We start from the raw sequence: 21,495 nt of genomic DNA, 5'->3' as shown, positions 1-21,495 counted from the left end.
GGACACCTCCACGGTCGGATCCCTCAGTCCTCTCCCCGCTCGCGCCTGGTAGACAAACCCCGTGCGGGTCGACGTGCGCCTGGAGGGGCCGCTGGCTGGCCGGCTGGGACCGCGCCGCCGGCTGCGCCTGCCCGAGGGCGCGCGCGTGGCCGAGCTGGTCGCCGCCCTCGCCCGCGAGGCCGGGCCGGGCGCGGTCGTCGGCCACGTGGCGCTCGTCGGCGGGCGGCCCGCCGACGGCGCCCGCCGCCTGGCCGACGGCGACGAGGTCGCGGTCATACCGGCCCCGCCGGCGGCGGGCCCGCGGCCAGGCGCACCGGCGTGACGGCGCCGCCCCCGTCGAGGAACGCGCGCAGATCCGTGGAGCCGTAGCCCCCGGCGGCGATCCGGTCGCGCGCGCTCGAGGCGACCGACTGGCCCGGCGCGGGGTCGCCCGCGCCGGGCAGGGGCTCGCGCCCCGGCCGGCGCACGTGGGGGCGCACCAGCGCGAAGAAGCCCCGCCGGGAGCGGTGGACGAGCCCGTCCGCGCCCGGGCGCAGGGCCGTGAACGCGTCGGGCAGGAAGGTGAGGCCCGCCGCGGCCGCGCGGTCGGCCATCCACAGCAGGGCGATGTCGGCGAGCGCGCGGTCGCCGTGGCCGCCGCCGACGTCCGAGTGGTCGCCGGCGAACCAGACCTGCTCGAGCACCTGGTCGCCCGCGCCGGGCTGGCGGTCCCACATCGTCGGCACGAACGGGCCCCGCTCCTCGTCGATGGCGAGCGCCTGGTGGGCGCGGTCGACCGTGGTGCTGAGCTTCGTGTCGTGGAACTGCCAGCGCCGGTTGAGCCGGTGGATCAGGCGCAGGCCGTTGAGCGGGATGCCGAGCGCGCCGACCGTGTCCCAGACGCCGATGAAGCGGATGCGCGTCTCGTGCGAGTGGGCGTCGCGGAAGCGCTGGGCCTCCTCGCCGCGCGGGTGGCGCTCGCGGCTGCGGTACAGCTCGTACGCCTCGTCGAGGCGCCCGGCGTGCTCCCGGCGCAGCACGCCGCTGTTGCGGATGAGCCCGGCGGTGCTGCGGGCGGTGTACGCACCGCGGCTGAAGCCGACGAGGAAGATCTCGTCGCCGGGCTCGAAGTGCTCCACCACGAACCGGTACGCCGCCTTGACGTTGCGCGTCAGGCCGTAGCCGAACGCGCCGCCGCGCAGGCGGTCGCCGAGCGAGGTGCCGACGCCCTTCCCGTAGCCCGGCACCTGCTCGACGCCGTCCGCGCCGCGCAGGGGGATCGCGGCGTGGAACCTCGTGACGTTGGTGGGCGACGCCTGGTCGGGCCTGCTCCAGGTGCCGTCGCAGCAGAAGACGAGTCGCTTCATGGACGAGCCTCCACCGGGGTGCGGGTCGACCCTATTCCGCCCCCCGGCCGACGCCCAGGAACCGCAGCGCGAACCGCCGGTCGCACGCCGGGCACCAGTGGGTGGCCGGCGGGTCGGCCGGGCGCAGGTCCTCCTCGCCGCAGTACGGGCACATGAAGGGCTGCGCCCGCGTGCCGGTGCCCCCGCCCGTGCTCATGCGCTGAGCGCGCCCACCTGGGGCTGCAGCCACTGGTCCTCGGCGCGGGCGGCCCAGGCGTGGAAGGGCTCGTCCTCGGCGCGCGTCTCCAGGAAGCGGCGCAGCAGGCCCTCGAGGTAGTCCTCGAGCTCCGCCGAGGCCACCCGCACGCCCTTCACCCGGCGGGCGAACGAGGGGTCGGGGCCCAGGTGGCCGCCGAGGTGCACCTGGAAGCCCTCCACCCGCTCGCCGTCGGCGCCGGGCACCCGGGAGCCGAGCAGGCCGATGTCGGCGAGCTGGAAGCGGGCGCACGAGTTGGGGCAGCCGTTCATGTTGATGCGGATCGGCTCCTCGAGGTCGGGCAGGCGCCGCTCCAGCTCGCGCACCAGCGCGTCGGCGCGGTTCTTGGTCTCGACCACGGCGAGCTTGCAGAACTCGCTGCCGGTGCAGGCCATGGTGCCCCGCCGCAGCAGCGACGGGCGGGCCTGGAGGTCCATCTGCTCGAGGGCCGCCACGAGGGCGTCGGCCCGGTCGGGCTCCACGTCGAGCACCACGAGCTTCTGCTGGGTGGTCAGGCGCACCCGGCCGGAGCCGAAGCGGTCCGCCAGGTCGGCCACCCGGACCAGCTCGCTGCCCGAGGTGCGGCCGGCGCGCGGCGCGGCGCCCACGTACACCCGGCCGTCCGCCTGCGGCACCACGCCGACGTGGTCGTTCTGGGCGGCCGGCGAGGGCGCCGGCGCGGGACCGTCCTCGAGCGGCGCCGTGAGGTACTCGCGCTCCAGCACCTCGCGGAAGCGCTCCGGGCCCCAGTCGCCGATGAGGAACTTGAGCCGCGCGTAGTTGCGGGAGCGCCGGTAGCCGTAGTCGCGGAAGACGCCGCAGACGCCGCCCCAGACCTCGGCCACCCGCTCGGGCGGCACGAAGGCGCCGAGCCGCTGCGCCAGGCGCGGCGCCGGCCCGAGGCCGCCGCCCACCCAGAGGTCGAAGCCCACCCGCCCCCCGTGCTCCACGGCCACGAACGAGATGTCGTTGATCTCGTGCTGGCCGCAGTGGTGGGCGCAGCCCGAGACGGAGGTCTTGAACTTGCGCGGCAGGTTCGAGAACTGGGGGTCGAGCAGGAAGCGGCGCTCGATCTCCTCGATGTAGGACGTCGCGTCGATCAGCTCGTCGGCCGCCACCCCGGCGAGGGCGCAGCCGATGACGTTGCGCGGCACGTCGCCGCAGGCCTGGGCGCTGTTGAGGCCGACGGCCTCGAGCTCCTCCCAGATGGCCGGCACGTCCTCGATCCGGATCCAGTGGAACTGGACGTTCTGGCGGTCGGTGACGTCGGCGAAGTCGCGGCCGTAGCGCTGGGCCACGCGGCCCACCGCCCGCAGCTGACCGGCCTCCAGGCGCCCGCCCGGGATGCGCACGCGCAGCATGAAGTGCGAGTCCTCGAGGTCCTCCACGTCGCCCTCGGCGCCGGCGCGCCGCTGGGTGTAGAGGCCCCACCAGCGGAAGCGGCCGCGCAGGTCGTCGGGCCAGATCGAGTCGAAGCCCTCCTTCGAGTACTTCGAGATGATCCGCTCGCGGACGTTGAGCCCGTCGTCGTCGCGCTTCATCCGCTCGTTGCCGTTGAGCGGCTCCCGGTACCCCAGTGCCCACTGCCCGCCTGCGCGCCGCGACATCCCGCCTCCCGAAATCCGGTAATCACTCGGGTAATTACGCCTTTCCCGGTGGCGACTATACGGGACCGTCCTCCGGCGCGCGACCCCGCTGCGGTGAATCCGCATCGGCGGCGGGTGCGTCCCGGTGGGCGGGCGGCGCGCCGCGGCGGGACGCTGGGGTCGCAACCGCGACCGGGAGGGCGCCATGAGCACCGCATCGGAGCCGACGACACTCGAGCAGCTGGTCGACGCGATCGCCGCCGACCCGGCGCAGGGGCGGCTGACCATCGCCGTGGACGGGCGCACGCGTGAGGGCCTGCACTGCGAGGCCCGCGCGCGCGATCACCGGGTGGACTTCGACGAGCCGGCCGAGCTGGCCGGCACCGACCTCGGGCCCAACCCGGTCGAGATGGTCCTGGCCGCGTTCGGCGCCTGCCAGGCGATCACCTACCGCGTGTGGGCGGCGCGCCTGGGCCTGCGCCTCGACGACGTGCGCTTCGAGCTGGAGGGCGACATCGACCTGGCGGGCTTCCTCGGCGTGCGCGACGACGTCCGACCCGGCCCGACGGCCGTGCGCGAGCGGATCGTGCTGGTGGGCCCGGAGCCGCGCGAGCGGTACGAGGAGCTGGCCCGCGTCGTGGACCGGCACTGCCCGGTGCTCGACCTGGTGGCCAACCGGGAGCCGGTCACCGTGGACGTCGTGGTCGAGTCGCCGCCCGGCGCCTGACCCGCGCGTCGGCCCCCGCCGCGCGGCGGGGGCCTACGCGCGCCGCCCGCGGCGGTCCGCGCCGGCCGGGGCGGCGGCCGCGCCGGGCCGGTACGCCGCGCCGATGAACGCCCCGAACGGACCCAGGTCGACGAGCTCCCCGCGGCCGATCGACTCGCCCAGCTCGAGCAGGAACGTCTCGATGAGGCGATCGGCCAGCTCCTCGCTCGCGCCCGCCCGCCAGGCCGTGCGCCGCACCAGGTCGTCGATGTCCACGGATACCCCCTCGCCGCGCCCGGGGATGACTCAGGCCGCCGGATGCCCGCCGGCGGCCTGAGGGCCCACGCGCCCTCCCGCGGGCGGGGCCGGCAGATCGTCATCCAAGGGACGAGTACGTCTGCCCGGCCCATGATCGCCGCGGCGCCGAGGCCGTGCTTCCGGGCCGTCACGGATCGCGGTCGCGGGTTTCCCGCGTCCGCCCGCCGCCCGGCACCAGCCGCGGCGCGCCGCGCTCGGGGGACGGCACGCTGATGCGGTCGAGGTCCTCGGGCACCACGGCCGCCGGGAACGCGCGCCGCGCCTCGGCGAGCACCTCGCCGGCGCCGTACCGGGACGAGCGGTGCACCAGCGCGAGCATGCGCACGCCCGCACGGGCCGCGAGCGCGCCCGCCTGCGAGGCGGTCGAGTGGCCGGAGCGCGCGGCGAGCTCGCGGTCGCGCTCCAGGAAGGTCGCCTCGTGGACCAGCAGGTCGGCGCCCGCGGCGGCGGCCTCGACGTCGGCCGAGGGACGGGTGTCGCCCGAGAGCACCAGCCGCCGCCCCGGGCGCCGCGCCCCGGTCACCTCGGACGGCGTCACCCGCCGGCCGCCGGGGAGCACGACCTCCTCCCCCCGGGCGAGCGCCGCCCGTGCGGGGCCGGCCGGCACCCCGAGCTCCGCCAGGCGGTCGTCGATCAGGTGGCCCGGCAGCGGGTCCTCGGCCAGCGCCCACGCCAGGGACGGCACGCCGTGGCGGGTCGCCACCGCGACGAGGCGGTAGCCGTCGCCGGCGTGCTCCTCGCCGGGGAGCATCTCGCGCACCTCCATCGGGAACGCGAGGCGCCCGAAGTGGACGCGGAAACCGTCGATCAGCGCGCGCAGGCCGGGCGGCCCGAGCACCGCGAGCGGCTCGCGCCGGGCGTCGGAGAGCGTCGCCAGCAGCCCCGGCAGGCCGAGCACGTGATCGCCGTGGCCGTGGGTGATCAGGATCGTGGTCAGCCGCCGCAGCCCGGCGACCGAGCGCATCAGCTGCCGCTGCGTGCCCTCGCCGCAGTCGACCAGCAGCCGCTCGCCGCCGCGGATGACGACGGTCGCGGCCACGGCGCGCAGCGGCGTCGGCGAGCGCGCGCCGGTCCCGAGGAAGACCACGTCGAGCGCGGGCAGCGCCGCGCCGCGCGGGGGGCCGGGCGTGGATGACGGGCGGGACACGGGCCCGGCAATGGTGGGCCCGCCCCGGCGCGGGCGCAAGCCGGCGTGCGACGATCCCGGGGTGGTCGAGCTCGTCGAGCACACCGGCGAGATGGAGATGCGGGTGCGCAGCCCGACGCTGGCGGGCGTCTACGCGGAGGCGCTCGGCGGCCTCGCGGCCGAGCTCACCGAGGGCGGCGGGGGCCCGCGCGGGCGGCGGCCCGTGGCGCTGTCGGCCTCGGGCGCCGACACGCTGCTCGCCGAGCTGCTCAACGAGGCCGTCTTCCTCGCCGAGACGGAGGGCTTCGTGGCCGACGGCCTGGAGGTCGCCCGGCTGGAGGGCGGCCGGCTGGAGGGCGCGCTGCTGGGCCGCCGCGACCCGGACGCCCGCCCCGTCGTGAAGGCCGCCACCTACCACGGCCTCTCCCTGGAGCGCGAGCCGGCCGGCGGCTGGCGGGCGGCCGTGCTGCTCGACGTGTGAGCCGGGTCAGCCCTTGAGCACGCCGATCGGGCGCAGCCGCGCGACCCGCGCCGCGATCCCCGCCCGCTCGACGACCGCCACCACGCGGTCGACGTCCTTGTAGGCGAAGGGCGCCTCCTCGGCGAGCCCCTTCGCCGACGCGCAGCGCACCGCGATGCCCGCCGCCTCGAGCTCGCGGCGCAGCTCGCGCCCGCCGATGCGGCGGCGGGCGGCGCCGCGCGACATGAGCCTGCCGGCGCCGTGGCAGGCGCTCGCCAGCGACCGCTCCTCGCCGCCGTCCAGCCCGCGCAGCACCCACGAGCCCGTGCCCATGGAGCCCGGCACGAACACCGGCTGGCCGATCGCCGCGAAGTCCTCCGGCAGCTCGCCGGCCCGGCCCGGGCCGAAGGCGCGGGTGGCGCCCTTGCGGTGCACCAGCACGCGCCGTCCGCCGTGCTCCTCGGGCTTGGCGATGTTGTGGGCGACGTCGTAGACCTGGCGCACGCCGGCGGCCGCCGCGTCGCCGAGCACCCGCCGAACGGCCTCGCGCACCCGGTGCGCCAGCACCTGCCGGTTCGACCAGGCGAAGTTCGCGGCGCACGCCATCGCCGCCAGGTACTCGCGCCCCTCGGGGGAGCCGGCGGGCGCGCAGGCGAGCTGGCGGTCGGGCAGGCGGATCCCCCACCCGGCGATCAGCGGCTCCATGCGGCGCACCGCGTCGGTGCAGACCTGGTGCCCGAGGCCGCGCGAGCCGCTGTGGATGAGCGCCGTCACCTCGCCCTCGCGCAGGCCCATCGCCGCCGCGCCCGCCGGGTCGAGCACCCGCTCCACCACCTGCAGCTCGAGGAAGTGGTTGCCGGCGCCGAGGCTGCCGAGCTGACCGGCGCCCCGGGTCCTCGCGCGCTCGGAGACGGCCGCGGGGTCGGCGCCGTCCAGCCGGCCGCCCGACTCGGTGTGGGCGAGATCGCGCTCGTCACCGAGGCCCAGGTCGCGCACGACGGCCGGCGACCCCCGGGCGAGCACGCGCTCGAGCTCCTCCCGGCCGAGCGCCACCGCGCCGCCGCGGCCGGTGCCGGTCGGCACCGAGCGGGCGATCTCGTCCATCAGCGGGCCGACCGCGGCGCCCAGCTCGGCGCGCCCGACGCCCAGCGCCAGCAGCCGCACGCCGCAGTTGATGTCGTAGCCGACGCCGCCGGGCGACACGACGCCCTCGCGGGCGTCGGTCGCGGCGACCGTCCCCACCGGGAAGCCGTAGCCCTCGTGGATGTCGGGCATCGCCAGCGCCGGGCCGACGATGCCGGGCAGGGTCGCCACGTTGGCGAGCTGGTCCAGGGAGCGGTCGGCGGCGATCGCCTCCATGATCCCGGCGTCGGCCAGCACCCGCGCCGGCACCCGCATGCCCGCCCGCGCCGACGCGGGGATCTCCCAGAGCACCTCGCCGATGCGCTCGGGGACGATCACCGGCCGGCCGCCCGCGCCGCCGCGCGCGCCAGCCGCTCGTGCGCCGCGAGCTCCGCCTCGGCCGGGGCCACCACGAGCGCCTCGGCCACAGTCGCCACGCGCCGGCGCACCGCGCGCCCGCCGCCCGCCCGCGCCGGCGCGCCGACGCGCCGTTCACGATGCGCGCCGCGAGCGCCAGCAGCAGGCCGGCCGCCGCGCCGCCGAGCAGGAGCGCCGTGGGCACGGGGACGCCCCACACCTCCGGCAGCGGCACCGCGTCCTCGATGCGCAGGACGCCGAGCAGGACGAGCGCGAGCAGCCACAGCGCGCCGGCGGCGGCCACGCAGCCGAGCAGCCACTGGAGCCACCCGGCGGGGCGCCACCAGCCGGGGGCGCCAACGCCCAGGTCCGCGCCGGCCACCGCGCGGTCGAGCGCGTCGGGCAGGTCGTCCCGCGCGGCCAGGGCCGCGTCCCGCACGAGGGCGGGCCACGGCTCGGGCAGCCCGGCCGCCGCGTCGGCGGCGAGCGCGCGGGCGGCGTTCTCCACCGGGGCCAGCGTCACGGGCGAGGGCGGCGGCAGCGAGGTGCGGACCGCCTCCCGTGGCTGCTCCGGCAGGCGCAGCCGGCGCAGGGGGTCGGGCCGCAGGCGCCGCACCCAGCGCAGGTACGGCCAGCCGGTCGCGAGCGCGCCGCGCCGCCGGTGCGAGCCCTCCACGGCGGCCACCACGGCCGGTGCGCCGGCGGCGTCGGCCAGCGCGTCGGTCAGCCGCCGCACGGCGTCGCGGCCGGCGGCGCGCTCCGCCGGCGCCCCGCACGCCGCCCGCAGGCGGGCCGCCGCCGCGCCCGCGTCCGCGGCCAGCCGGGCGACCGCCGCCTCCCGGGCCGCGACGCGCCCGGCGAGCAGCCGGCGCAGCTCGTCGAGCCCCTCCCCCGTCCGGACGGAGGCGGTCATCACCGGGACGCCGTCGGCGCCGTCGTCCCGCAGCAGGCGCTCGAGGTCGCCCCGCGCCGCGGCCGCGGCGGGCGGGGCCAGCACGTCGGCCTGGTTCAGCACGACGGCCATCGACCCGCTGTGCGAGGCCAGCCGCCGCATGTAGCGGTCGTGCCAGGCGGCGTCGGCGTACTTCTGCGGGTCGACGACCCAGACGATCAGGTCGGCCAGCTCCACGAGCCGGTCGACCTCGACGCGGTGCGCCGTCTCGACCGAGTCGAAGTCGGGCAGGTCGACCAGCACCAGCCCGTCGAGGGCGGCGTCCGCGGGCACCCGATGGCGGCGGGCGACGCCCAGCCACTCGAGCAGCGCCGGATCGGCCTCGCCCCACAGGGCGGCGGTGGCGGCGGCGGTCGTCGGCCGCAGGCGGCCGGCCGCGACCACCTCGTCGCCCGCCAGCGCGTTGAACAGCGACGACTTGCCGGCGCCCGTCGGCCCGGCCAGCGCGACGGTCGTCGACCTCAGGCCCAGCCGCAGGCGCTCGCCGGCCTTCGCGAGCACCGCCCGCGCCGGGGCCACCACCGCCTCGTCGAGCCGCCCCGAGGCCGCCTCGACCGCCTCGGCGAGCGCCGCCAGCCGGGCCTCGAGGGCGCTCACAGGCGCGCGCGCACCAGCGCGGCCCGCGCCTCGAGCAGCGAGGCCAGGGCCTCCGGCGGGGCGACCGCCGGCTCGAGCAGCGCGGCGAACCGGGCCGCCTCGCCGTCGAGCAGCCGCCGCACGCGCACCAGCAGGTCCTCGCGGGCGCGCGCCGCCAGCGAGCGCACCGCCTGGTCGCCGAACACCGCCTCGAGCAGCTTCTGGCTGACCGCCGAGGTGCCGCCCGCGATCACGACCTCCGCGCCGGTGAGCCCGCCGGTCTGCAGGAACACGGCCAGCATCACCGTGAGGCCGGCGCCGTTGACCCCCAGCGAGGCGAGCCGCGCGGTGGCCCGCTTGCCGCCGGCCTCGCGGCGGACGAGCTCGAACACCTCGCCCTGCCAGGCGCGCACCTCGCCCTCGATCCGCTCGCCGAGCCCCGGGGAGGCGGCGTCGAGGCCTGCCGCCCCGGCCCCCAGCGACCGGCCCGCGGGCTCGTCGCCCCACGCCCGCGCCGCCCGCTCGGCGGCGCGGGCGGCGGCCGCGCGGACGACCGACTCGACGCTCGTCTCGACCGCGGCCGCGACCTCCTCCGCAGGGCGGCGGCCGGTCAGCGCGCCGCGCACGCGGTCCCGCGCCCGGGCGACGCGCGCCTCGAGCGAGCGCATCACGTCGCCGGTGCCGACGACCTCGTGCCAGCGGGCGAGCACCTCGCCGCGCAGCACCGATCCGCTCGCGAGCGCCTGCTCCACCTCCTCCAGCGCGCGCGCGTACGCGGCCTCGACCTCGCCGAGCAGCCGGCGGGCCGTGGCGCCCTCCTCCGCCACCGCGCGCTCGACGGCCTCCAGGCGCGGGCCGACGCTCGCGAGCGCGCCGTCGAGGGTCTGCTGGATGACCGCCGCGCGCGCCCGGGCGTCGGCGGCGAGGGCGTCGAGCCAGGCGCGCGCCGGCGCCAGGGCGGCCGCCGGCAGCAGCCCGCCCTCCAGCCCGGCCTCCGGCACGACGAGCAGCTCGGTGCCGCCGAGCCCGCGCTCGGCGAGCATCGCGCGCAGGTGGGGGGCGATCTCGTCGGCCGCGTCGTCGGGGACGCGGTCGAGCACCAGGGCGAGCGCCGTGCCCCGCTCGGAGGCGGCCTGCAGCAGCTCCCACGGCACCGCGTCCGCGTAGCGCGCGGCCGAGGTGACGAACAGCCAGGCGTCGGCCGCCGCGAGGAGCTGACGCGCGAGGCTGCGGTTCTCCTCGCGCACCGAGTCGACGTCGGGCGAATCGAGCAGCGCGAGGCCCTCGGGCAGGGCCGCGGAGGGCGCGAGCAGGAGCGCGCCGGCCCCGGCCGGGCCGCCGGTCGCCCGGGCCAGCCCCGGCAGGACGCGGTCGTCCTCGAACCAGCGCCGGTCGGCCGGGTTGAACGCGAGCACCGGCGCGCGGGTGGTGGGGCGGAGCACGCCGGCCGGGCTCACCTCCGCGCCGAGCAGGCTGTTGACGAGCGTCGACTTGCCCGCGCCGGTCGAGCCCCCCACCACCAGCAGCAGGGGCGCGTCGCGCGCGCGCAGCCGCGGCAGCAGGTAGTCGTCGATCTGTGCCGCCAGCGCGTCCCGCACCCGCCGGCCCTCGTCCGAGCCCGCCACGTCGAGCCCGAGGCGCGCCGCCGCCAGCGCGTCGCGCGCCCGCTCGAGCGCGCCGGCCGCCTCGGGCTCTGCCGCGGTGGGGCTCACAGGCGCACCGTACCCGCCCACCGCGGCGGCACAACGGCGCCGCCGCCGGCGCCCCGCCCCCGGGCGCCCCGCCGCCGGCGGCGGGGCGCGGGCGCGCCCGATGTGATGGCGGTGTAACGAAGCCGTATGCGATCGCCACGGACGCGTGGCGTCCGGGGCGCGGTGGGTATCGAGGGCCGCGAGGCGCACGGCACGCGGACGACCGGAGGCCACCAGCTCGATGACCCGCCCCCACCCCGACGACGACCCCGGACCCGCGGACGCCGCGATGACCTTCGACGAGTGCGTCCACCCGGGGCTGGCCGCCGCGATCACCATGCGGCCGCTCGTGGAGCGGACGGAGGAGCTGCTGGCGGACGCGGGCGTGACTGACGAGGTCGTCGACGCCGTGGTCGCCGCCCTCGCCGAGGGCTACGTCGCCGGGGTGACCGACGGCGCGCGGGATGCGGTGGGGCAGCTCGCCGGCGGCCTGGCCGCGAAGGGCATCGACGTGCGCCTCGGTCCCGAGCTGCTCGCCGTGCCGGACGACCCGGGCGGCGCCTGAGGGCGACCGGGGCGCGCCGCGGGGTCCCCGCAACGTCGCTGCGGCGCCGGCGCGGCGGCGGGCGGGCCCGCCCGGATGGCAACCGCACCGGCGGGGCCGCATCGTCGGGCCATGAGGGCCGCGACCGAGACCGGGGCGGGCGCCCGCCCCGCCGCCGCGGGCCGCCCGGCGCCGATCTGGGACGCCGACGGCCCCTGGATCGTCCGCGAGCCGGCGCTCGACCCGCGCCGCCTGGGCCTCGCCGAGTCGGTCTTCGCCCTCGCCAACGGCCACCTCGGCCTGCGCGGCAACCTCGACGAGGGCGAGCCGCGGGCGATCGCCGGCACGTACCTCAACGGCTTCCACGAGACGCTGCCCCCCGCGCGGGCCGCGCCGGACCGCCGCTGCCGCGAGGCCGACCAGTTCATCGTGAACGTGACCGACGGCAAGCTCATCCGCCTGCTGGTCGAGGACGAGCCGCTCGACGTCTCGAGCGGCCGGCTGGAGCGGCACGAGCGCTCGCTGGACATGCGCACCGGGCAGCTCACGCGCGAGCTGGTGTGGACCACGCGCACCGGCCGGCCGGTGCGCGTCACCACCCGCCGGCTGGTGTCGCTGCGCATGCACAGCGTCGCGGCGATCAGCTACGAGGTCGAGGCGCTCGGCGCCCCGTCGCGGATCGCGCTGCAGTCGAACCTGCTGGCCAACCCGCTGGACGAGGGGGGCGCCGGCCGCGGCGCGGCGGGGCCGGTGCTGGTCCCGCGCCTCAGCGCCCTCGACGACCTGCGCGTGGTGCTCGCGCACACGACCGCGCGCAGCGGGCTGTCGCTGGCGGCCGGCATGGACCACGTCGTCGAGTCGGAGTCCGCGCCGCTCACGCGCACCACCTGCGAGCCCGACCTGGGCCGGGTGACGCTCTCCGCGATGCTCACGCCCGGCAGGCCGCTGCGGCTGGTGAAGCTGCTGGCCTACCACTGGTCGGCGGACGAGTCGGTCGAGTGGCTGCGCGACCAGGTCGACGCGAGCCTGCAGAACGCGCTGGCCGAGGGCTTCGACGGCCTGGCCCGGATGCAGGCCGACGACCTGCACGCGTACTGGCGGCGCACGCGGCTCGACGTCGACGGCGACCCGGAGCTCGCGCGGGCGCTGCGCTTCGCGCAGTTCCAGCTCGTGCAGGCGGCGACCGGGACCGACGCCCGGGCGATCGCGGCCACGGGCCTCACCGGCCCCGCGCACGACGGGCACGTGTTCTGGGACACGGAGGCCTACGTCCTGCCCGTCCTCGCCTACTCGCAGCCGCACGTCGCGCGCGACGCGCTGCGCTGGCGGCACTCGACGCTCGGCGCGGCGCGCCGGCGCGCGCGCCGGCTGGGCCTGTCGGGCGCGGTCTTCCCGTGGCGCACGATCGACGGCGCGGAGTGCTCCGACTACTGGCCGGCGGCGACGGCCGCGCTCCACCTGAACGCCGACATCGCGCGGGCGGTGGCCCTCTACGCCGACGTGACGCTCGACGAGGAGTTCGAGCGCGAGGCGGGCGTCGAGCTGCTCGTCGAGACGGCGCGCCTGTGGGCCGGGTACGGCCACCACGGCGAGGACGGGCGGTTCCACATCGAGCGCGTGACCGGCCCCGACGAGTACTCCGCGCTCGAGGACGACAACGCCTACACCAACCTCATGGCCCGCGACAACATGCGGTTCGCCGCCGACGCGTCCGAGCGACACCCCGCGATCGCGGCGGCGCTGGGCGTCGACGCGGACGAGGTGGCCGCCTGGCGGCGGGCGGCGGCGGCGATGGCCCTGCCCTACGACGCCCGACGGGGCGTGCACCAGCAGAGCGCCGGCTCCACCGACCTCGAGCGCTGGGACTTCGCGCGCACCGCGCCCGACGAGTACCCGCTGCACGCGGGGCGGCACTCCATCGAGCTGTACCGCCGCCAGGTCGTGAAGCAGGCGGACCTCGTGATGGCCGTCTTCACCTGCCCGGGCGCCTTCGGCGCGGAGGGCGCGCGCCGCGCCTTCGAGTACTACGAGGAGCTGACGGTGCGCGACTCCCCGCTGTCGGCCTCGATGCAGGCGATCGTCGCCGCCGAGGTGGGCCACACGGAGCTCGCCTACGACTACCTGCGCGAGGCCGCGCTGAGCGACCTGGAGGACCTGGCGGGCGACATCGGCGCCGGCCTCCACATGGCCTCGCTCGCCGGGGGGCTGCTGGCCGCGATCGCCGGGCTGGCCGGACTGCGGCGCACCCCCGCGGGGCTGGCGTTCCGGCCCCGGCTGCCGGCGGCCCTCTCGCGGCTCGCCTTCCCGGTCGTCTTCCGCGGCCGCCGGCTCGTCGTCGAGGTGCTGCCGGGCGAGGCGCGCTACCGGCTCGATCCGGGCGACGGCCCGATGGACATCGAGCACTGGGGCGAGCCCGTCCGGCTCGAGCGGGCCGCCGTCCGGCCCATCCCCCCGGCCCCGCCGCTGCCGGAGCCCCGCCAGCCGGCGGGCCGGGCGCCGCGGCGCAGGGTGGTGCGCTGACGGGCCGCCCTGTCCTATGCTCGGGGCGGGGGTGACACTGTGGGCAGGCGATTCGCCGGGGGTGCGTGATCCGCGCTCGCAGCCGACGCGGAGCTGCTGGCCTCGGTGGCCGAGTCCGCCGGCCCGCGGGCGATGGCCCTCGTCGTCCGCGACGAGGGCGGGTCGGCCGTCCGCGCCTCGTGGCCCCGCGACCGCGGCGGCGTCGAGGTGGCCCGCGGCGGCGACCCCGGCAGGCTGCGCGCGAGCGGCGGCGGGCCGGCACGGCGGTCGACGTTGACGTCGCCGGGCTCCACCTCGTCGTGCCGGAGGACGTGCGGGCGGCGCTCGTGCGCGCGGCGCGGGAGTCGCCGACCGACGTCGCCCGCCACGGCGGGGCGCGCAACGCGGGTCCTGCAGAGCGGCCCGGAGGGGCGCCTGCGTCCGTCGTGCGGGACGACGGGCAGGGCCCTGCTCGTCGTCCGGGGGACGACGTGAGCCGCGGGCGGACGTCCGGCGCGCGGCCCGCGCGCCGGTGAGCGGCCCGCCGGTGCGGATCCTGCTGGTCGACGACCACGCCGTGCTGCGGGCCGGCCTGCGCCTGCTGCTGGAGCGCGAGGCGGACGTGGTGGCGGTCGGCGACGCCGCGACGGCGGAGGACGCGGTGCGCGCGCTGCCCCGGCTGCGGCCGGACGTGGTCGTCATGGACGTCGAGATGCCGGGCATGGGCGGGCTGGAGGGCGCCAGGGAGATCCGGCGCCGCGCCCCCGGCACGAGGATCCTGTTCCTCTCCATGCACGACCAGGCGCGCGACGTCCGGCGCGCGTTCGACGCCGGCGCCGACGGCTACCTGCTCAAGTCGGCGGCCGACGAGGAGCTGGTGCGGGCGATCCGCGCCGTGGCGGCCGGCGAGCGCTACGTGCACCCCGCCCTCGGCGCCGCGCTGGCCGGCCCGTCCGCGGACGGGCCGCTGGTCGACCTGACCGACCGCGAGCGCGAGGTGCTGCGCCTGCTGGCCCTCGGGCACACCAACCAGGAGATCGCCGAGGCCCTCGTCGTGAGCGCCCGGACGGTCGAGAGCCACCGCGCCCACCTGATGACGAAGCTCCGGGTGACCACCCGCGCGGGGCTGGTCAGGGTCGCCCTGGACGCGGGCCTGCTCGAGGGCCGCGGGTAGCGGGCGCGCGGTCCGGCGCCACCACGCCGCCGGCGAGCACGTCGAGCGTGTGGCGGTCCGCCGTCGCCACGACCGCGAGGGGCATCGCCACCGGCGGGACGACCGCGGCGGGCCGGAGGGGCCGGCTGCGGGTGGCCGGGAGCCAGCCGAGCGTGAGGGCGATCACGGGCCGGTGCCCGGAGATGAACACCGCGTTCACCGCCCGCACGGCCGCGCCGTGGCCGGTGATCAGGTCCTGGGCCCGCCCTCCCAGGGCGATGCCGAGGGCCCGCTCCACGGCCACCACGTCGCGCGCGTTCCGCTGCGTCGGGGCGAGGCTCGACCGGGTCGGCCCGCGCACGCCGAAGTGGCAGATCGCCGCCCCGGCCACGAGCACCCCCTGGGCGAGGAGCACCCGCCCGCATCGGCATCGCCCGCGCGCCGCTCGCCGCGATCCCGCGCCCCCGGCGCCTCCGGGGTCGACCGCAACCGCGCACCGCATGCGCCCCGATGCGGCCGCCGCCACGGCGGCCGGAGACTGGGGGGCGAGCCCGGCACCACGCGCAGGAGGACCGTCACGGCCGCACCACGAGCCACCCGCCCCGGACGGCGCGCGGGCGCGACGGACGAGCCGGACGCGGGGGCGGCGGCGCCCGGCGCCGGGCTGACCGCCGTCGCGCGGGCCTTCCGCGACCTGCGCTCGTCGGAGTCCGGCCTGGGCTCGGCCGAGGCGGCCCGCCGGCTGGCCGCGCACGGGCCCAACGAGCTGGTGCGCAGCCGGCGGGCGCCGTGGCCGCGGGAGATCCTCGACCAGGTCGTCCACCCGCTCGCGCTCCTGCTCTGGGCGGCGGCGGGGCTCGCCGCGCTCAGCGGCACGCCGGTCCTCGCCCTCGCCATCGCCGCGGTCGTCGTGCTGAACGCGGTGGTGGCCTTCGCGCAGGAGCGCCAGGCCGAGCGGGCGGTGGACGCCCTGCGCGGCTACCTGCCGGCGCAGGCGACGGTCCGCCGCGACGGCCGGGTGCGGGCGATCGCCGCGCGCGACCTCGTGCCGGGCGACGTGCTGCTGCTCACCGAGGGCGAGCGCGTGTCGGCGGACGCCCGGCTCGTGTCCGGCGAGGTCGAGGTCGACATGTCGGCGCTCACGGGCGAGGCCGCCCCCGTCACCCGCGCGGCCGACCGCGAGGACGGCCACACGTCGCCCCTCGAGGCGCAGGAGCGCGTGTTCAGCGGCACCCTCTGCACGGCCGGCGAGGCCGTGGCGGTCGTGCGCGCCACGGGGATGCGCACGGAGCTCGGCCGCATCGCGGCGCTCTCGCAGCGCGGGCGGCGCGAGATGAGCCCGCTCGAGCGCGAGGTGAAGCGGGCGGCCTGGATCATCGCGCTGGTGGCCGTGGCGATGGGCGCGGCGTTCCTCGGGCTGGGCTGGCTCGCGGCGGGGCTGCCGGCCGACGACGCCCTGCGCTTCGCGATCGGGCTGCTCGTGGCCAACGTGCCCGAGGGGCTCCTGCCCACCATCACGCTCGCGCTCGCGGTGTGCGTGCGCACGCTGAGCCGCCGCGGCGCGCTCGTCAAGCGCCTGTCGGCCGTCGAGACGCTCGGCGCCGCGACCGTGATCTGCACCGACAAGACCGGCACGCTCACCCTCAACCGCATGCGGCCCGTCGCCGCGTGGACCCTCGCCGGGCCGGCCGGGCTCGACGGGCCACCCCCGGCGGCCCCCGGGCTCACCGCCTCGCGGCTCGGCGCGGCCATCGCCGCCTGCGCCAACGCCGACCTGGGGAGCCCCGGCGGGGCGACCGGCGACCCGACCGAGGTGGCGATGCTCGAGGCGGCGGCCGCCCTCGGCGCCGGCGTCGACCCGGTCGCGCGGGAGGCCCGCCGGCGGCGGCTGTTCCACTTCCACCCCGCCCGGCGGATGATGGCGACGGTCGACGAGGACGCCGCCGGCCGGCTGCGCGTGACCGCGAAGGGCGCGCCCGAGGCGCTGCTCGCGCGCGCGACCCGGATCGCCGACGCGGAGGACGCCGAGCGGCCCCTCGGCGCCGCCGAGCGCGCGGCCGTGTCGGCGCAGGTGGAGGGCCTCGCCGCCCGCGGGCTGCGGGTGCTCGCGGTGGCGGACCGGCCGCTCGGGGCGGGCGAGGCGGCGCCGTCGGCCGCCGACGCGGCCGAGCGCGACCTCTGCCTGATCGGGCTCGTGGCGATGCACGACCCGCCCCGGCCGGCGGTGCCGGACGCCGTGGCGCGGTGCCGCCGCGCCGGCATCGCGATCGTCGTCGTCACGGGCGACAACGGGGTCACAGCGGCGGCCATCGCGCGCGAGGTGGGCATCGTGCGCGACGCGCCCCGCGTCGTCGCCGGGCCCGAGCTGTCGGCCATGGACGACGCGGCGCTCTCGGCGCTGCTGCGGCAGCCCGACGGCCTGATCTTCGCCAGGGCCGAGCCCGAGGCGAAGCTGCGCATCGCCGAGCACCTGCGCGCCCACGGGGCGGTCGTCGCCATGACCGGCGACGGGGTCAACGACGCCCCGGCGCTGCGCCACGCCGACATCGGGGTGGCCATGGGCCGCTCGGGCACCGATGTGGCCCGCGAGGCGGCCACGATGATCCTCACCGACGACGACTTCGCGACGGTCGTCGCCGCGATCGAGGAGGGGCGTCGCGTCTACGCCAACGTGCGCCGCTTCATCCTCTACATCTTCGCCCACGCCCCGCCCGAGGTGCTGCCGTTCCTGGCCTTCGCGCTCTCGGGCGGGGCGATCCCGCTGCCGCTGACCGTGATGCAGCTGCTGGCGATCGACCTCGGCACCGAGACCGTGCCGGCGCTGGCCCTCGGCCGCGAGCGCGCGGAGCGCGACGTCATGGACCGGCCGCCGCGGGCGCGGACCGCCCGCCTGGTGGACCGGGCGCTGCTGCGGCGCGCGTGGGGCGGCATGGGCATCGTCTCGGCGGCGCTCGTCATGGCGGGCTTCGTCGCCGAGCTGCTCGCCGCCGGCTGGAGCCCGGGCGACCCGACCGGCGACGGCGCGCCGCTCCACGAGGCCTACCTGCGCGCCACGACGATGACCTTCCTCGGCATCGTCGCCTGCCAGATCGGGACCGCCATGGCGTCGCGGGTCGAGGACGGGGCCCGCACGCGGCCGCCGCTGCGCTCCAACCGCCTGCTCGTCTGGGGGATCATCCTCGAGGTCGTCCTCGCGATCGCGCTTGTCGGGCTCCCGCCGCTGCAGCCCCTCTTCGGCACGGCGGTGCCGAGCGCCGGGTCGCTGGCCATGCTGGCGGCATTCCCGCCGCTGGTGTACGCCGCCGACGCCCTGCGCCGGCGGCGCCTGCCGCGGCCCGCCCCCGGCGCCGCGGCGCCGACCGCGGTCCCGTAGCGCTGCGGACAACCCGCGGCGCCGGGCGGGCGTTCGCCGACTCGGCCCGCCCGCCGGGCGGGCGGTGTTCGCCCGGGCGCTGGTGCCCGCCGCCGAGCGGCTCGTGCAGGACATCGAGGCCGGCCGCGACGCCCGCGCGGCGGTCGCCCGCCTGCGCGCGGCGGTCCGCCTGCCCGACCGGGTCGGCTGGCCCGGCGAGGGCCCGCGGCCCGCGCGGCTCACCCGCGCCGAGGCGGCCGAGCTGCGGGCGGCCGCGCGGGCGTACGCCACGGGCGGGCTCCACCCCGACCGACGGGCGCGCGCGGGTGGCGCGCGGCCCCGCGTGCGACCCCCCGCCCCGCCGCAACGGCACCCTGACGCCGCTCGAGACGCTCGGCACCGGCAGGTGACCGGCCCGGGCGCGGGCGGCGCGCCCGCGCCGGGGCCGGCGCGCCCGCGCCGTCAGGAGTCGCGCGGCGCGACGCCCTCGTCGTAGCCCTCGACGTCGCCGAAGCCGGCCGGCGCCGTGGCGCCCGCCAGCGCCCGGCCCGGCGCGAACACGGCGCCGCGGAAGGTGCCGAGGTCGCCGAGGTGCACGACCTCGCCGCCGAGCGCCGCCCGGCCGAGCTCGAGGAGGAACGCCTCGACGAGCCGGTCGGCCTCCTCCTCGCTCGACCCCGCCCGCCACGCGGTGCGCGCCACCATGTCCCGCAGCTCCATCGCTCCACCCCCGTCACGCTCGTCGGCCGGTCCCCCCGAGCCTCGCGCCCCGCCCGCCCGCGGGTCGTCGGGGTCGCCCCGGATCGGCGATGCGGCCGACTCCGCGGTCAGCGTCGTGGCCCGGCGCGGCGGGTGCGGGATGCCGGCCGCGCGGTAGGCCTCCGCCTCGTCGAGCGTCTCGTGCTCGAGCAGGGCGCCGGCGAGCGAGTCGAGCGCCGCGCGGCGGTCGCGCAGCAGCACCAGGGCGTCCTCGTGGCAGTCGTCGATGATGCGCCGCACCTCCGCGTCGACCAGCTCGCGCATCCGCTCGGAGGCCCGGCCGGCGGGCGCGGCCTGCACGGCCGGCTCCTCGCCGCCGGGGACCGACACCGGCCCGACCGCCTCCGACATCCCCCACCGCTCCACCATGCGGCGCGCGAGGCCGGTGGCCCCCTCGAGGTCGTCCTCGGCGCCCGTCGTGAGCTGCCCGTACACCAGCTCCTCGGCCGCCCTGCCCCCCAGCATCGCCACGATCCGGCCGCGCAGCTCGTCCGCGCTGTAGCCGTAGCGGTCGGCCTCGGGCGCCTGCAGCGTCACGCCGAGCGCCCGGCCGCGCGGCACGATCGAGATCTTGCGGACGGGGTCGGCGCCGGGCTGGATCATCCCGAGCAGGGCGTGCCCGGCCTCGTGGTACGCCGTCCGCTCGCGCTCCTGGGGCGAGACGACCAGGCGGCGGGCCGCGCCGAGCAGGACCTTCTCGAGCGCCTCGGTGAAGTCGCGCTGCGACACCATGGCGGACCTCCTGCGGCCCGCGACGAGCGCGGCCTCGTTGGCGAGCATGCGCAGGTCGGCGCCGACCATGCCGGGCGTCGAGGCCGCGAGCACGGCCAGGTCGACGTCCGCGTCGAGCGGGTGGTGGCGCGTGTGCACGCGGAGGATGGCCTCGCGCCCGACCCGGTCGGGCGGGTTGACGGACACCCTCCGGTCGAAGCGGCCGGCCCGCAGCAGGGCCGGGTCGAGGATCTCGGGGCGGTTCGTGGCCGCGAGCACGATGACCCCCTCGTTGCCGGTGAAGCCGTCGAGCTCGGCGAGGATCTGGTTGAGCGTCTGCTCGCGCTCGTCGCTGCCGCCGTGGGCCGCGCCGAGGCCGCGCGCCCGGCCGACGGCGTCGAGCTCGTCGACGAAGACGATCGCCGGCGCGGTCTCCTTCGCCTGCGCGAACAGGTCGCGCACGCGGCTGGCGCCGACGCCGACGAACATCTCCACGAACTCGGACGCGGACAGGGAGACGAACGGCACGCCGGCCTCGCCGGCGACCGCGCGGGCGAGCAGCGTCTTGCCCGTCCCCGGCGGGCCGTACAGCAGGACGCCGTGGGGCACCGCGGCCCCCAGCCGCCGGTAGCGGTCGGGCTCGCGCAGGAAGTCGACGACCTCCCGCAGCTCCTCCGTGGCCTCGTCGATGCCCGCCACGTCGGCGAAGGTCGTGCGCTCCGTGGTGGGCTCGTAGCGGCGCGCCCGGGCGCGCCCGAAGGACCCCATCCCCGCGGCCGGGCCACGCCGCAGGAACCAGCCGATGAGCAGCACGATCACGACGATCGGCAGCAGCCCGGACACGAACGAGAGCCAGGGCGAGCCGGCCTCCGCGGCCGGCTCGACGTCGACGGCGACGCGTTCGCGCTGCAGCAGCGCCATGAGGTCGTCGCGGGCGAACTCCGGCCGCTCGGTGCGGAAGTCGCGCAGCGACCCCTCCGAGCCCTGCCCGCCCGCCGGGCGGCGGAGCGTCCCGGTGATGCCGTTGCCCCGGGCGGTCACCGACTCGACGTTGCCGGCCCGCACCTGGGCGACGAAGCCCGGGTAGTCGAGCTCGGCCCGGGGCGGCGCCGCCGCGTACCGGTTGACCAGGCCCCAGCCCACCAGCAGCACGAGCGCGACGGTGATCCAGGGCAGCAGCCGCCCGGGGCGGGCGTCGCGGGCCTCGGGCGGCGTGCCGGCCATGGCCCCAGCCTCGCGCCGCCCCCCCGCGCGGTCATCCGGGGCCGGCGCGCCCGGGCCTTCGGGGAGGCCGCAGCGGGGCGGCGTCGCGCCGCCGCGACGGCCCGACGTTCCCGCGGAACCGGCTACAGGCGTAAACCCTGGAATTCCAGACGGTATTTCATCTATTCATGCCCGCGGCGGCCGGGACCGCCGCGCCCCGCGGGACGGGGACGGCGACGGACGGGCATCTCTCGCCGCGGCCCACCGGACACGGCTGTCGGGTGTGCGGCCCGGCGGTCCCGGCCGCGCCTGCGCCGGGGCAGTGAGCGCGCCTGCCCCGGCGTCGCCCCTACCGCTCGGCGGGGAGGCGGACCTCCGTCCGCGACGAGGCCTCGGCCGTGCCGCGCTTCTGCGAGGCCTCCGCCCGGTGGCGCACCCCGCCGGCGAGCTCGTCGCGCACGCGCTCCTCCACGCGGCGGCACGGCTCGAGCAGGTGGGCGCGGAACTCGTCGACGATCTGGTACGTCCAGCGCCCCGCGGCGGCGTCGCGGGGGGCGGCGTCCCGCTCCACCAGGTCGGCGAGCTCGCCGTGGCCGGCCTCGCGCAGGCGCTCCGCCGCCTCGAGCAGCAGCCCCTGGCCGTGGCCGGCGTGGTGGTGGGCGTCGAGCAGGGCGCCGAACGAGCGCTCGATCCACTCCACCGCCACCTCGACACGGTGGACCGCGTCGAGGGTCGCCTCGTCCATCGCGTCCGCGCCGCGCGCCGGGTCCACGCTGCGACCGTCGGTCTCGCCCACGGG

The 21,495-nt window shown here is 78.6% G+C and carries 18 protein-coding genes and 1 pseudogene; 8 read left to right on the top strand and 11 right to left on the bottom strand.

Features of this window, described 5'->3' with window-relative positions; genetic code table 11:
• The first annotated feature begins 61 nt into the window (after positions 1-61).
• Positions 62-322, top strand: a complete 261-nt coding sequence (locus tag ITJ85_RS06230) for a MoaD/ThiS family protein (protein WP_217915492.1) — start codon at positions 62-64, stop codon at positions 320-322.
• Here the strand turns inward: ITJ85_RS06230 and ITJ85_RS06225 are convergent.
• From ITJ85_RS06225 to ITJ85_RS06215, 3 genes are read right to left on the bottom strand one after another with little or no spacing between them, the layout of a single operon-like run.
• Positions 273-1,346 (bottom strand): DUF2235 domain-containing protein, encoded by a 1,074-nt coding sequence (locus tag ITJ85_RS06225; RefSeq protein ID WP_217915491.1) that lies wholly within the window; start codon positions 1,344-1,346, stop codon positions 273-275. The genes ITJ85_RS06230 and ITJ85_RS06225 overlap by 50 nt on opposite strands.
• Positions 1,347-1,377: 31 nt before the next feature.
• The gene (locus ITJ85_RS06220) at positions 1,378-1,542 is read right to left on the bottom strand and encodes a hypothetical protein (RefSeq protein ID WP_217915490.1); all 165 of its coding nucleotides are present in this window, start codon (positions 1,540-1,542) and stop codon (positions 1,378-1,380) included.
• Positions 1,539-3,188: a nitrite/sulfite reductase gene (locus ITJ85_RS06215; RefSeq protein WP_217915489.1), complete on the bottom strand. Its 1,650-nt coding sequence runs from the start codon at positions 3,186-3,188 to the stop codon at positions 1,539-1,541. Before ITJ85_RS06215 ends, ITJ85_RS06220 begins: the two co-directional genes overlap by 4 nt.
• 184 nt (positions 3,189-3,372) lie before the next feature.
• Here ITJ85_RS06215 and ITJ85_RS06210 point away from each other — a divergent pair, with 184 nt between their 5' ends.
• Positions 3,373-3,894 (top strand): OsmC family protein, encoded by a 522-nt coding sequence (locus ITJ85_RS06210; protein WP_217915488.1) that lies wholly within the window; start codon positions 3,373-3,375, stop codon positions 3,892-3,894.
• A gap of 33 nt (positions 3,895-3,927) precedes the next feature.
• Here ITJ85_RS06210 and ITJ85_RS06205 read toward each other — a convergent pair whose 3' ends face one another.
• Together ITJ85_RS06205 and ITJ85_RS06200 are read right to left on the bottom strand one after the other, a co-directional pair.
• Positions 3,928-4,149, bottom strand: coding sequence for an HU family DNA-binding protein (locus ITJ85_RS06205; protein WP_217915487.1), 222 nt, complete (start codon positions 4,147-4,149; stop codon positions 3,928-3,930).
• A gap of 169 nt (positions 4,150-4,318) precedes the next feature.
• Positions 4,319-5,338, bottom strand: coding sequence for a ribonuclease Z (locus ITJ85_RS06200; protein WP_217915486.1), 1,020 nt, complete (start codon positions 5,336-5,338; stop codon positions 4,319-4,321).
• Positions 5,339-5,399: 61 nt separating this feature from the next.
• On the opposite strand from ITJ85_RS06200, the gene ITJ85_RS06195 reads away from it, so the two are divergent.
• Positions 5,400-5,798 (top strand): archease, encoded by a 399-nt coding sequence (locus ITJ85_RS06195; protein WP_217915485.1) that lies wholly within the window; start codon positions 5,400-5,402, stop codon positions 5,796-5,798.
• Positions 5,799-5,804: 6 nt separating this feature from the next.
• Here ITJ85_RS06195 and ITJ85_RS06190 read toward each other — a convergent pair whose 3' ends face one another.
• The 3 genes and pseudogenes from ITJ85_RS06190 to ITJ85_RS06180 form a co-directional block, all read right to left on the bottom strand.
• Positions 5,805-7,052, bottom strand: coding sequence for an RtcB family protein (locus tag ITJ85_RS06190; protein WP_246496327.1), 1,248 nt, complete (start codon positions 7,050-7,052; stop codon positions 5,805-5,807).
• 1,270 nt (positions 7,053-8,322) lie between these two features.
• Positions 8,323-8,709, bottom strand: a pseudogene (locus tag ITJ85_RS17130) (GTPase); the annotation flags it as partial.
• Positions 8,710-8,801: 92 nt separating this feature from the next.
• A complete protein-coding gene (locus tag ITJ85_RS06180) occupies positions 8,802-10,496 on the bottom strand; it encodes a GTPase family protein (RefSeq protein WP_217915483.1) in 1,695 nt (564 codons plus the stop codon).
• Between the two features lie 220 nt (positions 10,497-10,716).
• Between ITJ85_RS06180 and ITJ85_RS06175 the strand changes: the two genes are divergently transcribed.
• The 3 genes from ITJ85_RS06175 to ITJ85_RS06165 all read left to right on the top strand — a co-directional run bounded on the left by ITJ85_RS06175 (position 10,717) and on the right by ITJ85_RS06165 (position 14,692).
• A complete protein-coding gene (locus ITJ85_RS06175; RefSeq protein WP_217915482.1) occupies positions 10,717-11,040 on the top strand; it encodes a hypothetical protein in 324 nt (107 codons plus the stop codon).
• A 111-nt stretch (positions 11,041-11,151) separates the two neighbouring features.
• A complete protein-coding gene (locus ITJ85_RS06170) occupies positions 11,152-13,539 on the top strand; it encodes a glycoside hydrolase family 65 protein (protein WP_217915481.1) in 2,388 nt (795 codons plus the stop codon).
• Positions 13,540-14,050: 511 nt separating this feature from the next.
• On the top strand, positions 14,051-14,692 hold the full coding sequence (locus ITJ85_RS06165; protein WP_217915480.1) for a response regulator: 642 nt from the start codon (positions 14,051-14,053) through the stop codon (positions 14,690-14,692).
• Here ITJ85_RS06165 and ITJ85_RS06160 read toward each other — a convergent pair.
• On the bottom strand, positions 14,649-15,086 hold the full coding sequence (locus ITJ85_RS06160) for a hypothetical protein (protein WP_217915479.1): 438 nt from the start codon (positions 15,084-15,086) through the stop codon (positions 14,649-14,651). The two genes, ITJ85_RS06165 and ITJ85_RS06160, sit on opposite strands and share 44 nt — an antisense overlap.
• A 249-nt stretch (positions 15,087-15,335) precedes the next feature.
• On the opposite strand from ITJ85_RS06160, the gene ITJ85_RS06155 reads away from it, so the two are divergent.
• Together ITJ85_RS06155 and ITJ85_RS06150 are read left to right on the top strand one after the other, a co-directional pair.
• Positions 15,336-18,044, top strand: coding sequence for a cation-translocating P-type ATPase (locus ITJ85_RS06155; protein WP_343233000.1), 2,709 nt, complete (start codon positions 15,336-15,338; stop codon positions 18,042-18,044).
• Positions 18,045-18,108: 64 nt separating this feature from the next.
• Positions 18,109-18,519, top strand: coding sequence for a hypothetical protein (locus ITJ85_RS06150; protein WP_217915477.1), 411 nt, complete (start codon positions 18,109-18,111; stop codon positions 18,517-18,519).
• Here ITJ85_RS06150 and ftsH read toward each other — a convergent pair.
• Both ftsH and ITJ85_RS06140 read right to left on the bottom strand, forming a co-directional pair.
• The gene (ftsH, locus tag ITJ85_RS06145; protein ID WP_217915476.1) at positions 18,486-20,717 is read right to left on the bottom strand and encodes an ATP-dependent zinc metalloprotease FtsH; all 2,232 of its coding nucleotides are present in this window, start codon (positions 20,715-20,717) and stop codon (positions 18,486-18,488) included. The genes ITJ85_RS06150 and ftsH overlap by 34 nt on opposite strands.
• A gap of 328 nt (positions 20,718-21,045) precedes the next feature.
• Complete coding sequence (locus ITJ85_RS06140) at positions 21,046-21,492, bottom strand: hypothetical protein (protein ID WP_217915475.1); 447 nt, start codon at positions 21,490-21,492, stop codon at positions 21,046-21,048.
• Positions 21,493-21,495: the final 3 nt, after the last annotated feature.

It is taken from the genome of Miltoncostaea marina (genome assembly GCF_018141525.1).
GTDB classification, from domain to species: Bacteria; Actinomycetota; Thermoleophilia; order Miltoncostaeales; family Miltoncostaeaceae; genus Miltoncostaea; species Miltoncostaea marina.
Note: the sequence above shows the minus strand (reverse complement) of the source record. Positions and strands in the feature narration are given on the sequence as shown.

What these genes read in the sequence shown, in the direction of transcription:
- ITJ85_RS06225 (WP_217915491.1), bottom strand. Translation starts at nt 1,346, where the DNA reads ATGAAGCGACTCGTCTTCTGCTGCGACGGCACCTGGAGCAGGCCCGAC.
- ITJ85_RS06190 (WP_246496327.1), bottom strand. Translation starts at nt 7,052, where the DNA reads ATGCCCGACATCCACGAGGGCTACGGCTTCCCGGTGGGGACGGTCGCC.
- ITJ85_RS06220 (WP_217915490.1), bottom strand. Translation starts at nt 1,542, where the DNA reads ATGAGCACGGGCGGGGGCACCGGCACGCGGGCGCAGCCCTTCATGTGC.
- ftsH (WP_217915476.1), bottom strand. Translation starts at nt 20,717, where the DNA reads ATGGCCGGCACGCCGCCCGAGGCCCGCGACGCCCGCCCCGGGCGGCTG.
- ITJ85_RS06210 (WP_217915488.1), top strand. Translation starts at nt 3,373, where the DNA reads ATGAGCACCGCATCGGAGCCGACGACACTCGAGCAGCTGGTCGACGCG.
- ITJ85_RS06170 (WP_217915481.1), top strand. Translation starts at nt 11,152, where the DNA reads ATGAGGGCCGCGACCGAGACCGGGGCGGGCGCCCGCCCCGCCGCCGCG.
- ITJ85_RS06215 (WP_217915489.1), bottom strand. Translation starts at nt 3,188, where the DNA reads ATGTCGCGGCGCGCAGGCGGGCAGTGGGCACTGGGGTACCGGGAGCCG.
- ITJ85_RS06175 (WP_217915482.1), top strand. Translation starts at nt 10,717, where the DNA reads ATGACCCGCCCCCACCCCGACGACGACCCCGGACCCGCGGACGCCGCG.